The 12,732-nt window shown below is 71.9% G+C and carries 11 protein-coding genes and 1 pseudogene; 7 read left to right on the plus strand and 5 right to left on the minus strand.

The features are described from left to right. Positions 1-100: 100 nt before the first annotated feature. From ACWDEN_RS00280 to ACWDEN_RS00300, 5 genes are all read left to right on the plus strand, one after another. Positions 101-1,108 carry a zinc-binding alcohol dehydrogenase family protein gene (locus ACWDEN_RS00280; RefSeq protein ID WP_351603778.1) on the plus strand — a complete coding sequence of 336 codons (1,008 nt, stop codon included), beginning with the start codon at positions 101-103 and terminating at the stop codon, positions 1,106-1,108. 254 nt (positions 1,109-1,362) lie between these two features. Then, the gene (locus tag ACWDEN_RS00285; RefSeq protein WP_450856437.1) at positions 1,363-2,808 is read left to right on the plus strand and encodes a family 2B encapsulin nanocompartment shell protein; all 1,446 of its coding nucleotides are present in this window, start codon (positions 1,363-1,365) and stop codon (positions 2,806-2,808) included. After that, the gene (locus ACWDEN_RS00290; RefSeq protein ID WP_351603686.1) at positions 2,805-3,872 is read left to right on the plus strand and encodes a family 2 encapsulin nanocompartment cargo protein terpene cyclase; all 1,068 of its coding nucleotides are present in this window, start codon (positions 2,805-2,807) and stop codon (positions 3,870-3,872) included. Before ACWDEN_RS00285 ends, ACWDEN_RS00290 begins: the two co-directional genes overlap by 4 nt. 67 nt (positions 3,873-3,939) lie before the next feature. Next, positions 3,940-4,818 carry a geranyl diphosphate 2-C-methyltransferase gene (locus tag ACWDEN_RS00295; protein ID WP_450856439.1) on the plus strand — a complete coding sequence of 293 codons (879 nt, stop codon included), beginning with the start codon at positions 3,940-3,942 and terminating at the stop codon, positions 4,816-4,818. A 63-nt stretch (positions 4,819-4,881) separates the two neighbouring features. After that, on the plus strand, positions 4,882-5,790 hold the full coding sequence (locus tag ACWDEN_RS00300) for an aminoglycoside phosphotransferase family protein (protein ID WP_351603682.1): 909 nt from the start codon (positions 4,882-4,884) through the stop codon (positions 5,788-5,790). Positions 5,791-5,814: 24 nt separating this feature from the next. On the opposite strand, the gene ACWDEN_RS00305 is transcribed toward ACWDEN_RS00300, so the two are convergent. Further along, the gene (locus ACWDEN_RS00305) at positions 5,815-6,297 is read right to left on the minus strand and encodes a VOC family protein (protein WP_351603680.1); all 483 of its coding nucleotides are present in this window, start codon (positions 6,295-6,297) and stop codon (positions 5,815-5,817) included. Positions 6,298-6,582: 285 nt separating this feature from the next. Between ACWDEN_RS00305 and ACWDEN_RS00310 the strand changes: the two genes are divergently transcribed. After that, the gene (locus ACWDEN_RS00310; protein ID WP_351603678.1) at positions 6,583-7,476 is read left to right on the plus strand and encodes an RNA polymerase sigma factor SigF; all 894 of its coding nucleotides are present in this window, start codon (positions 6,583-6,585) and stop codon (positions 7,474-7,476) included. A gap of 32 nt (positions 7,477-7,508) precedes the next feature. Here ACWDEN_RS00310 and ACWDEN_RS00315 read toward each other — a convergent pair whose 3' ends face one another. Together ACWDEN_RS00315 and ACWDEN_RS00320 are read right to left on the minus strand one after the other, a co-directional pair. Further along, complete coding sequence (locus tag ACWDEN_RS00315; RefSeq protein ID WP_351603676.1) at positions 7,509-7,961, minus strand: ATP-binding protein; 453 nt, start codon at positions 7,959-7,961, stop codon at positions 7,509-7,511. Positions 7,962-8,416: 455 nt separating this feature from the next. Next, positions 8,417-9,637, minus strand: a pseudogene (locus tag ACWDEN_RS00320) (DUF6777 domain-containing protein); the annotation flags it as partial. Between the two features lie 192 nt (positions 9,638-9,829). Between ACWDEN_RS00320 and ACWDEN_RS00325 the strand changes: the two are divergent. Then, positions 9,830-11,104, plus strand: coding sequence for a streptophobe family protein (locus tag ACWDEN_RS00325; RefSeq protein WP_351603674.1), 1,275 nt, complete (start codon positions 9,830-9,832; stop codon positions 11,102-11,104). Between the two features lie 40 nt (positions 11,105-11,144). On the opposite strand, the gene ACWDEN_RS00330 is transcribed toward ACWDEN_RS00325, so the two are convergent. Continuing rightward, positions 11,145-12,149 (minus strand): serine/threonine-protein kinase, encoded by a 1,005-nt coding sequence (locus ACWDEN_RS00330; RefSeq protein ID WP_351603672.1) that lies wholly within the window; start codon positions 12,147-12,149, stop codon positions 11,145-11,147. Beyond that, positions 12,149-12,700 carry a hypothetical protein gene (locus ACWDEN_RS00335; protein WP_351603670.1) on the minus strand — a complete coding sequence of 184 codons (552 nt, stop codon included), beginning with the start codon at positions 12,698-12,700 and terminating at the stop codon, positions 12,149-12,151. Before ACWDEN_RS00335 ends, ACWDEN_RS00330 begins: the two co-directional genes overlap by 1 nt. Positions 12,701-12,732 lie beyond the last annotated feature (32 nt).

Raw genomic sequence — 12,732 nt, forward strand, 5'->3', positions numbered from 1 at the left:
CGAAGCTCACGCTAGCCATCCGGCCGTCGGCCCGCGCGCCGAACCGGGGAACCGACCGGACAATGGGAGGGGAGGCGACGGTGCGATGACGACGGGCACGATGCGGGCGTGGTCGGTGGTGCGGCCGGGGCCGGTCGAGGGGCATCCGCTGCGGCTGGTGGAGCGGCCCGTGCCGGTACCCGGGGCGGACGAGCTCCTGGTGCGGGTGCGGGCCTGCGGCGTGTGCCGGACCGATCTGCATGTCGCCGAGGGCGATCTGCCGGTGCACCGGGACGGGGTGACCCCCGGGCACGAGGTGGTCGGCGAGGTCGTGGGGGCCGGGGCCGCGGTGCGGGACTTCGCGACGGGCGACCGGGTCGGCGTGGCCTGGCTACGGCGCACCGACGGGGTGTGCGCGTACTGCGCGCGGGGCGCCGAGAACCTGTGCCCGTACTCGGAGTACACCGGCTGGGACGCCGACGGCGGATACGCCGAGTACACGACCGTGCCTGCCGCGTTCGCCTACAGGCTGCCCGGCGCCCTGGACGATGTGGCGGCGGCGCCGCTGCTCTGCGCCGGGATCATCGGGTTCCGTGCGCTGCGGCGGACCGGACTGCCCAAGGGCGGGCGGCTCGGCCTGTACGGGTTCGGGGGCAGCGCCCATCTGTGCGCGCAGGTGGCGCTCGCCGAGGGTGCCACCGTGCATGTGATCACCCGGGAGCCCGCCGCCCGCAGGCTGGCCCTGGAACTGGGCGCGGCCTCCGCGCGGGACCTGCACGAGGCGCCGCCGGAGCCGCTGGACGCGGCGATCCTGTTCGCCCCGGCCGGCGAGCTGGTCCCGGTGGCGCTGCGCGCCCTCGACCGGGGCGGAGTGCTGGCCCTCGCCGGGATCCACCTGACCGACGTACCGCCGCTGCACTACGCGACCGAGCTGTTCTACGAGAAGGAGCTGCGCAGCGTCACCGCCAACACCCGTGCCGACGGCCGGGAGTTCCTCGCCCTGGCCGCCCGGCACGGCGTCCGCGCGACCACGCACGCCTATCCGCTCTCCCGCGCTCCCCAGGCGCTTCGCGACCTCAAGGCCGGCCGGTTCGACGGGGCGGCCGTCCTGTACGCCGACCTGTCCTGAGCACCGGAGAGGCGCAGCACACCGGCGTACGAGCACCCCGCGCGAGGGCGCGGGGCACCGGCGCCCGGGCACACCGTTTGCCGTTCGTGCCCCGATCAACAGGTTTACGCTCCTGAGTGTCATGATCAGCCCCCTTCGCGCTGTATCGGGTACCTCACGAGGACTGTTTGGCTTGGCCCGGGCTGCAGGATCACCACGCTCACCACCCATCGATCCGGCCACCCCTGTTCGCACACAGCTCCGCTGGAGGGAATGTGACCACCACACCGGACAGCGCCACCGGTCCCGCCGTCGACGAACCCGCCCCCGACCCCGCGGCCGACGGGCAGCTCACCAGCCTGAGCACCCGGGCGGCACGCCAGCTCACCACGACCACCAAGTCCGAACCGCAGATGCAGGCCATCACCTCACGATGGCTGCTGAAGACCCTGCCGTGGGTGGACGTCAAGGGCGGCACCTACCGGGTCAACCGCCGTCTGACGCTGCGCACGGGGCGCGGCCGGGTGCACTTCGAGCAGAACGGCGCCGACGACGTCCGGGTCATCCCTCAGACGCTGACCGAGCTGCCGATCCTGCGCGGCTACCCCGACACCGACGTGCTGCGGGAGATCGCCGGCCGCTTCCAGCCCCGGGAGGTGCGTGCCGGGCAGGTGCTGTTCGAGGCCGGTCAGCCGGTGACCGAGGCCTATCTGGTCGCCCACGGCCGGTTCACCCGCTACACCACAGGCAAGTACGGCGACGAGGAGATCACCGGGGTCGTCACCGACGGCGACCAGATGGGCGACGAGGCGGTCGGGCAGTCCGATCCGCTGTGGCTGTCCTCGGTGCGGGCCGAGACGGCGGGGGTGGTGCTCGCGCTGCCGTGGGCTGTCGTGCAGGAGTTCACCGAGCGCGTCCCCTCCCTCGCCGCGCACCTCCAGGCCTATGTCGAACGGCAGCGGAGGCCGATGAACCGCAAGGGCGAGGCCGAGGTGCCGGTGCAGGCCGGCCACGTCGGCGAACCCACGCTGCCCGGCGGCTTCGTGGACTACGAACTCGCCCCGCGCGAGCACGAGTTGTCCCTCACCCAGACCGTGCTGCGGGTGCACACCCGGGTCGCCGACCTCTACAACCACCCGATGGACCAGACCCAGCAGCAACTCCGGCTCACGGTCGAGGAGATCCGCGAGCGCCAGGAGTGGGAACTGGTCAACAACCGGGAGTTCGGACTGCTGCACAACATCGACTACGGCCAGCGGATCAGCACCTTCACCGGCCCGCCGGTGCCGGACGACATGGACGAGCTGCTGTCGATGCGGCGCAAGACCAAGGTGTTCCTCGCCCATCCCAGGGCGATCGCGGCGTTCTTCCGGCAGTGCAACCGGCGCGGCCTGGTGCCCGGCACCGCGAGCGTCGACGGCCACGAGGTGCCGGCGTGGCGCGGGGTGCCGATCTTTCCGTGCAGCAAGATCCCGATCAGTGAAGACCACACTACGAGCATCATCGCGCTGCGCACCGGCGAGGCCGACCAGGGCGTGATCGGCCTCCACCAGACCGGCATCCCCGAGGAGTACCAGCCGGGCCTGAACGTCCGGTTCATGGGCATCGACGCGGCCGCGATCATCAGCTACCTCGTGACCGCCTACTACTCGCTGGCGATCCTCGTGCCGGACGCGGCCGGGATCCTGGAGAACGTACAGATCGGCCGGTTCCCCGAATGACATCCGAGCACTCCATGAACACCGCCGCCTCCTACACGCTGCCGGGGCCGCCCGACATCGCCGCGAGCCTGCGCAGACCCCGCCGCACCGGGGCGATCCCCGGACTGCACCACCGGCCGGCCGTGCCCGCCGACCCGGTGAAGGCCGCCGAGGTCGACCGGCGGCTGGAGACCTGGGCCCGTGGCCTGGATCTGTTCCCGGAGGCCTGGAAGGGGGACTTCTCCGGGTTCCAGTTCGGCCGGGCCGTCGTACTGCAGCATCCGGGCGCGCTGGACGTGGACCGGCTGACGGCCGCCGGGAAACTGCTGCTCGCCGAGAACATCGTCGACTCCTGCTACTGCGAGGAGGACGAGGGCCGGGGCGGGGTGCGCCGTGGCCTCGCCGGCCGGCTGATCATGGCCCAGTCGGCACTCGATCCCTACCACGGCATTCCGGAGCTGGAGGAGGAGTGGCGCCAGGGCATGCGGGCCGACGGTCCGCTGCGCTCGTACCACTTCGCCCTGGAGGACTTCGCCGGGTTCGCCACACCCAGCCAGACCGACCGGTTCGTGCAGGACATGGCCCGGCTGCACCTGGGCTACCTCGCGGAGGCCGCCTGGGCGGAGACGCGGTACAAGCCACGGGTCTGGGAATACCTGGTGATGCGGCAGTTCAACAACTTCCGGCCCTGTCTGTCGATCGTGGACGCCGTGGACGGCTACGAGCTGCCCGAGCAGGTCTACGCCAGGCCCGAGATCCAGCGGATCACCGCCCTCGCCTGCAACGCCACCACGATCGTCAACGACCTGTACTCCTTCACCAAGGAACTGGCCGGCGATCCGGACCACCTGAACCTGCCGCAGGTCGTCGCCGCCAACGACCGGCGCGGGCTGAAGGCCGCCTATCTGGAGTCCGTCGAGATCCACAACCGGATCATGGCGGCCTTCGAGGAGGAGTCGGCCCTGCTGTCGGCCACCTCGCCGCTGGTGGAGCGCTACGCCCGGGGGCTCGCCGCCTGGGTGTCCGGCAACCACGAGTGGCACGCCACCAACACCCACCGTTACCACCTGCCCGACTACTGGTGACCGCCCTCTTGCGGAACACCGCCACATGCACCAGGAACGCCGTCACATGCACCACGAGGAGCCACCTTTGACCTCCGCCCCCGTTGCCCGGACCGCGCCCGTTCCGGTCCCGACCCAGTCCGTCTACCAGAACCGGGTCGCGGACTACTGGAACGCCGAGGAGAACCCGGTCAACCTCGAGCTCGGCCGGATCGACGACCTGTACCACCATCACTACGGCATCGGAGCGGCCGACCGTTCGGTGCTCGACGAGCCCGATCCGGAGCGGCGCCGGGACCGCGTCACCGCCGAACTGCACCGGCTCGAACACGCCCAGGCCGAACTGCTCGCTTCGCATCTCGGCCCGCTGACCCCCGCCGACCGTGTCTTCGACGCCGGCTGCGGACGGGGCGGCGGCAGTGTCGTGGCGCATCTGCGCCACGGCTGCCACGCCGACGGCGTCACCATCTCCGCCAAACAGGCCGCGTTCGCGAACGAGCAGGCCCGCACCCGGGGCATCGACGACAAGGTGCGCTACCACCACCGCAATATGCTCGACACCGGCTTCGAGACAGGCGCGTACGCGGCCTCGTGGAACAACGAGTCCACCATGTACGTCGAGCTGGACCTGCTGTTCGCCGAGCACGCCCGGCTGCTGCGCCGCGGCGGACGCTATGTGGTGATCACCGGCTGCTACAACGACACCTACGGGCGGGCCTCGCGCGAGGTGTCGCTGATCAACGCCCACTACATCTGCGACATCCACCCGCGCTCGGAGTACTTCAAGGCGATGGCCCGCAACCGTCTGGTGCCGGTGCACGTCGAGGACCTGACCCAGGCGACGATCCCCTACTGGGAGCTGCGCCGGGAGGCCGACCATCTGGTCACGGGCGTCGAGGACACGTTCCTCGACGCCTACCGCAACGGCAGCTTCCAGTACCTGCTGATCGCGGCCGACCGGGTCTGAGGCCGGGGCCCCGGCGGTAATTCCGTCGACAGCGAGGGCGTTGAGGCGCTGGGATGGGCGGCCATGAGTGCCCACGACAGCCAGAGTCCGCCGCGGATGCACGCGGACGAGGTCGACCTCGACGCCCCGCTGATCCAGCGCCTGATCGCCCGCCGCTTCCCGCAGTGGGCCGCGCTGCCGGTACGCCGGCTGCCGTCCTCCGGGACCGAGAACGCCATGTTCCGGCTGGGCGCCGGCCTGCTGGTACGGCTGCCCCGGCGGCCCGGCGCCGTGGAGGACCTGAGAAGGGAGCAGCGCTGGCTGCCCCGGCTCGGGCCGCTGCTGCCGGTCGCCGTGCCCGAGGCGGTGGGCATCGGCGAGCCGGACGAGGGTTATCCATGGCCCTGGTCCGTCTACCGCTGGATCCAGGGGCACAATCCGGTGGCGGGCGCCGTACGGGAGCCGGAACGGCTCGCCGAGGACCTGGCGGCGTTCGTCCGCGCCCTGCGCCGGATCGAGCCGCAGGACGCGCCGCCCGGCTACCGGGGCGGCCCGCTGCGGGACCGGGACGAGCCCACCCGGGTGGCCGTCGCCGAGCTCGGCGCACGGGTCGACGCCGGCGCGGTCACGGCCCTGTGGGAGGAGTCCCTGCGGGCTCCTGAGCACGTGGGGCCGCCGGTGTGGGCCCACGGGGACCTCTCCCCCGGGAACGTGCTGGTCGACGAGGGCAGGCTGAGCGCGGTCATCGACTTCGGCTGCGCGGGAGTGGGTGACCCGGCCGTGGATCTGATCGTGGCCTGGAACCTGCTGCCCGCGTCCGCCCGGGGCACCTTCCGCAAGGCCGTCGGCGCCGACGACGCCCAGTGGGCGCGGGGGCGGGGCTGGGCGCTGTCGGTCTCGCTGATCCAGCTGCCGTACTACTGGGACACCAACCCGGCCCTGGCGGAGAACTCCCGGCATGTGATCGCCGAGATCCTCGCCGAGGCCGGGTGACGGCCGGCAAGCCCCGGGAGTCCGCTACTCCCCCGCGTACGCCTGCTCCAGCGCGGCGACGTCCAGCTTGCCCATGCCCATCATGGCCTTCATGGTGCGGGCGGCCTTCTCCTGGTCCGGGTCGCCGATCAGGTCGATCAGCCGCTCGTAGACGACCTGCCAGGAGACGCCGTACCTGTCCTTGAGCCAGCCGCAGGGGCCGCCCTCGCCGCCGTCCTCGGTGAGCTTGGTCCAGTAGTAGTCGATCTCCTCCTGGTCGGCACACATGATCTGGAAGGAGACGGCCTCGTTGAACGTGAACTGAGGGCCGCCGTTGAGCGCGACGAACTTCTGGCCGTTGGCCGTGAACTCGACGGCCAGCACGGAGCCGGCCGGGCCGGGACCGGCCTCGGTATAGCGGCCGACGCGACCGATGGCGGAGTTCTTGAAGATCGACACGTAGTACTGCGCGGCCTCCTCTGCCTGGCCGTCGAACCAGAGGCAGGTGACGAATCCGTCGGTGGTCATGAGCACCTCCTGGGCGGGAAACACGGTCGTGAGGGTGGACCGATCCTCGCGGCGAAACTCATCGGCCGGGCCACCGGATGATCCGGTCGGGTGAACGGCGCCCCTCCCTGCATCCCGGTCTTCGGTCACGTCCCGTGCATGCGCGGCGTCACCGGGGGTACCCGCCCGGTGAGCACCCGCCGGTACGCATGGAACACCAGGTTTCGGTACAGGCGGCGAACGACAGGAAACGGACACGCAGAGGCCGCCGAGGCAGACACAGCCGTGACTATCGTGGGAGAGGCAATGAACACCGCCGGGATCCGGTCGGCAGCAGAGGTCACCGAGAGGACCGAGCAGGACAGGACGGGCGAGGCATCGGTATCACTGCCCGGAATCGCGGATCCGGCGTCCGTCGCACCACGTGACGCACGGGAGTTGTCCCGTCAGTTCTTCCGCCGGCTGGCCGAGCTGGACGAGGGCACGCACGAATACCAGTACGCGCGCAACACCCTCATCGAGATGAACATGTCGCTGGTGCGGTTCGCGGCCGGACGGTTCCGGGGCCGCGGCGACGACATGGAGGACATCGTCCAGACCGGCATGATCGGCCTGATCAAGGCCATCGACCGGTTCGAGCTGGCCCGCGAGGTGGAGTTCACCTCCTTCGCGCTGCCCTACATCGTCGGTGAGATCAAGCGGTTCTTCCGGGACACGACATGGGCGGTGCACGTGCCGCGCCGGCTCCAGGAGCTGCGGGTGGAGCTGGCCAAGGCGCGTGAGGAGCTGTCCAGCCGACTGGACCGGGACCCGACGGTGGCCGAGCTGGCGACCCTGATGAACATCTCCGAGGCCGAGGTGGTCGAGGCCCAGCTCGCCTCCAACGGGTACAACTCCGCCTCCCTGGACGCCGCGCTCACCGGCGACGGGCCGGACGGGGGCGAGGCGGTGCTCGCCGACTTCATCGGCGTGGAGGAGGAGGGGCTGCGGCTCGTGGAGGACTTCCACGCACTCGCGCCGCTGATGGCGGAACTCAGCGAGCGGGACCGGCGGATCATCCATCTGCGGTTCGTCGAGGAGGCCACCCAGGCGGAGATCGGGGAACGGCTCGGCTGCTCCCAGATGCACGTGTCCCGGCTGATCAAGCGGATCATCACCCGTCTGCGCCAGGGGATGCTCGGCGAACTCGACCGCGCCTGAGACGGCGTCGGGTCCAGATCGGCGCTTGAGTATCAGCGGTTGAGTTCGAAGCGGACACGCACCCGCTTGCCCACGGGCACACGCTCCGCGGTGACCTCCGAGGCCAGGGCGTACACGATCTCCATGCCGTGCCGTCCGACGCGTTGGGGGTCCTTGGGGAAGCGGCGGGGCAGCGCGGAGCTGCTGTCGTAGACGCACACGGTGACGGCGCTGTCCGTGCCTTCCAGTTCCAGCATGTACGGGCCGTTGCTGTGCTGGTCGGCGTTGGTGACGAGTTCGCTCACGAGCAGGAGCAGCTCACCGTGGGCGCGGCGGTCGGCGATGGCGCACCACTCGGTGCACAGCTGCTCCAGAAAGCGGGCGGCGAAGGCGCGCGCCTCGGCGATGCAACCGGGTTCGCCGGTGTAGTGCGCCGCCCGCCACAGCGGCTCCACGGGTACGTCGAAGCCAGTCGGTATCACTGCCCCGCCCAGGTAATTGGTCATGCTGTCTCTCTCGGAAGACCCGGCCCGGCCGGACGCCTGTTGCACCTGTCCTCGTACCCCGTGCCGGGCTCCGCAGTCCCCCGGGGCGTTCGCCGACCGCGCACAGTGGCGATGGTCACGCTGCCCGGGGCCGCGACCGCTCACACCGAAGGCGAACCATGCGGCTGCTGCTCGGTGGGCGTCATCTGCGCGGTGGGCGTCATCGCCGACTCGCCGGGCGTCCCCGGGGTCACAGGGGTCGCCGGGCCCGGAGCGGAACTCGCCGAGGACGGCGCAGTGAAGCTGGTCGTCTGCTGCTGCGACGACGCCTTCTCGCTCGAGGTCCGGGCCGACGGCGAGCCCGCGGACGGCGACACCGGACTGGCGGAGGACGACCCGGTGGACGGCGACTTCGACTCCGGCGACTTCGACTCCGACGACCGCGATGCCGACGACATCGATGCCGGTGGTGACTTCGATGCCGACGACTTCGATGCCGAAGGCGAGGACGACGAAGAGGGCGAGGACGTGGAGGAGGAAGCGGACGACGACGGGGACGAGGACGACGGCGACGAACTCGACGCCGACGGCGAGGCCGAGGAAGAGGACGAGGATGAGGAGGGAGAAGAGGACGGGGAGGACTTGGACGGCGACGGCGACGAGCTCGACGGCGACGTCGACGTCGACGGGCTCGGCTTGCCCGGGGTGGACGGTGTGGACGGGCAGTGCTTCGAGCCCGGCGGGCACGACGGGGACGGGGGCCGGGGCGGGTTCCAGGGATGCGGGAGCATCGGCGGCCTGGCGTGCTGGTCGTGCGTGCCGTACTGGTCACCGCGCTCGCGGTGGATCCAGTCCTTGTGGTGGTTGTCGTAGAGCACGAAGACGTTGACGACCGTCGGCGCGGGCGTCACCACGACCACGTTCGAGGGCCGGTACCCCGACCAGGTGGGGCCCACCAGCGTCGGCGTGCTCTTCTGGGCGACCGGCGGGTTCAGCGGGTTGCCACAGGCGCAGCGCACGCGGGGGACGCCGTGGTTGTCCACCAGTACGGCGGTGCCCGCCTGGAGGACCGACTGGTAGCTGGTGGCAGCCCCGTTGCGGTAGCCGTGGTTGGTGACCCGGGTGTCGACGCGGAGCTGGACGGGGGTCAGCGAGCGCAGATAGGCGGGCACGCCGGCGGGCTGGACGCCGACCACGGAGGCGAAGGCCTTCTCCTTGCCCGGGTCGGCCTGCAGGAACCTGATCTGCTTCTCGACGTCGCAGGCGGGCGTGCGGTTGGTGCCGCCGTACAGGCCGGGCGCCCCGCCCTCGACCCCATGCACCGCGTTGGCCGTGCCGGAGGGCGCGGCGGAGGCGGAGGGCGGGGGCGGGGCGGAACTCTCCTTCGCGGTGGATTCGGTGAACGGGTCCTGGCCGCTGCTGTTCGCGGACTGCAGGAAGACCTCGCCGCCCTTGCCTCCGCCACCCGGACGGGTGAAGACCACCGCGAGGACCACGGCGGCGACGACGGCGGCGGTGAGGGCCGCCACCCGCGGCACGGACTTCCACCACGGCCCGTGCGGTCCCCTGGCTCCACCACCGGCACCGCCACCCGGCGGTTGGGAGGGCGGTGGTCCGGAGGGGGGCCGGGACGAGCCCGACAGCGGGCCGGAGGGCGGCCCTGTCGGGCGGCCGGAGGACGGAGGTTCGGCGCTCACGAGCACTTCTTCCCGTCGCGATCGTCGCGATACGCGGAGCGGTACGCGAGGCGATGCGCGGCTTTTCTCAGTCAAATCCCGTTTGCTGCATTTGGCTGCACATTGATCCCATTGTGTGTCGCAGGGTCGTGAGGCTCGCAAGCCGACGCGAACGGCCCACCCGGCGGGCGGGCTGCCCGGCCGCTGCATAGCGTGTCAACCGTGAGCGTTCCGACCGTCGCCCCGCCCGTCGCCCGTCATGGCTGGGCGCAGGCCGTGGCCGCGGTGCTGACCGGGCTGGCCGTCATGGTGCTGGTGGCGTCGCTGGGACTGTGGGCGGCCGGAGCGGGTGGCCTGCCGGACGGCGCGTTCCCGCGGGTGGTGGCCGCGACCCTGGTCACGGCGGTCGGCGGCAGTGTGGAACTCTCCGGCAACGCGGGCGCGCTGGCGCAGACCCGGGCCGGGGTCACCGTGATCCCGCTGTCGGTGACCCTGGTCGGCGCGCTGGCGATCGGCGGGGGCTTCCTGCGTCCGCTGCGGCACCGGGCGGTCGCCTCGGCCGGTGAGCTGGCCGGCTGGGCCGCCCGGATCGCGGTGCTGTGGCTGCTCGTGCTGATCGGCCTGGCCCTCGGTGCCCGGCAGACCTTCGCCGTCGACGTGGGCAGCGGCACCCTGAGCGACCTGACCGGCCTGTTCGGCGCCGCGCCCCGGGTCGGCTTCACCACGGACGTGCCGCTGACGGTGCTGTTCGGCCTGCTGTGGCTGGCCGGGGTGCTGGTGCTGGCGCTGCTGGTCGCGCGCGGGGCGCCGCTGCCGGGGCGGCTGCTGCGTCTGCAGGAGTCGGTGCGCCCGGCGGCGCACGCGATGGTGGTGCTGCTCCTCGCGTACGTCGTGATCGGCCTGGTCACCGCGCTGATCACGGCGGCCACTCGCGGGCACGCCTCGGCGATCTTGGCGCTGATCCTGCTCGGCCTGCCCAATCTGGCCTGGCTCGCCCTCACCCTCGGTCTGGGAGCGACCTGGACCGGCCGCGTGCACGGCCCGTTCGGCCTGCCCATGCCGCATGTCCTGGACGCGATCCTGCGCACCCCGGACGTCTCCGCGCTCAACCTGCGCTCGCTCACCGACTACGACGGCCGGTGGTGGTGGCTGGTGGTCGTGGACGCGATCCTGCTGCTGGCCGTGGCCTTCCGGATGGCAGCGAGCTCGCCGGCCCGGATCCGCCTGTGGCAGCACGCCGTCCACCTGGGCGTGGCGCTGGCGCTGACGGTGCTGATGATCTGTCTGACCGGCCGCATCTCGGCGCACTACGGGCTCTCCCTGCTCGGCATCGGCGACCTGGGCGGCGGACTGTCCGGAGAACTGTTCCTCAGACCCCAGCTGTGGCAGGCGGTGGGCCTGGGCGCGCTGTGGGGACTGGTCGCCGGGTTCCTGGGCGGCCTGCTGGCCCGGCGGGTGCACCGTCGGGGCGAGGTGAGCCCGCCTTGAGGATCCCGTCGGCCCCGGGGTCGCCGACCGGGCCGCGGGGTCACGCCGTTGCGTCCGCCCGGTACACCGGATCCGCCCAGTGCGGGGGGCTCGGCGGGCCGCTCACCGTCGTGTGGTCCGTCTCCGTGTCGGGCTCCGGCGCCGGGCGGACACCGGCCGGGCCGGAGCCGGTCGCCGTGGCGGCGCGCAGGGCGGCGACGAAGGCGAGGCAGGTGTCGTAGCGGGCGTCGGGGCTCTTGGCCAGGGCCTTGGCGAAGACCGGGTCCACCGCGGGGTCGAGGCCGGGGCGGGTCTCGCTCGGCGGGGGCGGATCGTCGTACTGGTGGGCCCACAGGAGGGCCATGTCGTCGTCGCGGAGGAACGGCGGGCGGCCGGTGAGGGTCTCGTGGACGACGCAGGCCAGGCCGTAGACGTCGCAGCGCCCGTCGACCGGGCGGCCGGAGATCTGCTCGGGGGCCACGTAGTCGAGGGTGCCGACGAACTGGCCGACGCTGGTGAAGCCGGTCAGGGACAGCGATTTCTTGGTGAGCCCGAAGTCGGTCAGATACACGTGCTCGGGGTGGTCGCTGTCGATGCCCTCGGCGACCAGGATGTTGCCGGGCTTGACGTCCCGGTGCACCAGGCCGTGCTCGTGGGCGGCGTCGAGGGCGGAGGCCACCTGAGCGGCGATCCGTACGGCATCGGGCAGCGGCAGTGGTCCGCGCAGGTCCAGGACGTGGCGCAGATCGCTGCCGGCGACGTACCGCATGGCGATGTAGAGCACCCCGTCGGTCTCGTCGGCCTCGAAGACCGGCACGATGTGCGGGTGGTCGATCGCCGCGGCCACCTGGGACTCGTGGGTGAAACGCTTGCGGAAGGTGTCGTTGCGGGCGAGTTCGGGGGCGAGCAGCTTGAGCGCGACCGTGCGGTCCAGGCGCAGGTCGCGGGCGCGGAAGACGACGGCCATGCCGCCGCGTCCGATCTCGCTCTCGATGAGGTAGCTCGCGATCTGCCGGCCGATCAGCTCCGAGGGCCGGCCGGAGAACAGGCTGGTCTCGCGCGCCATCAGCGCTCGCCTTCGGGCGCGACCAGCCGGGTCGGGGCGTGCCCGGTGGCGTTGTCGCCGGTGATCTCGCGGTCGGTGGCGTAGGTGGTCAGCCGCCGTCCGTCGCCGTACACCCAGCGGCCCTCCTCGGGGTCGTACAGCCACATGGACTCGCCGTCGACGACGATTCCGATCCTGAGGCCCCGGGTACGGTCCTCGAAGTCCTCGCCGTCCAGGGCGCCGGCCGCCAGTTCCTCCACCGCGGACCGGTAATCGGCCAGGGCCTGCTCGGCGCGGGTCAGCAGGGGCCGCGGATCGGCGGTGTCCGCCGGGCCGTCGGCGGCGGGCGGGTCCTCGGGTACGGCGACGAGCCGGCGGCCGTCGACCCAGGCGCCCCAGCCGTTGGCGCAGCGGATGTACCCCCAGTCGCCGCGCCGCTCCACGAGCTCGACCGGCAGCAGCGGGTCGAGGGGCAGGGTGGGCCGGGCCGGGTCGGGGGCCTCCCAGGCGGGCATGCCGCGCGGCGGCACGACGTGCGTGGGCCGGAATCCGGGACTGGGCGTTCTGCTCATCGGGACGCCTGCTTCCGCGTGTGTGCCATCGC

The sequence above is a fragment of the Streptomyces sp. NPDC001153 genome (assembly GCF_053598315.1).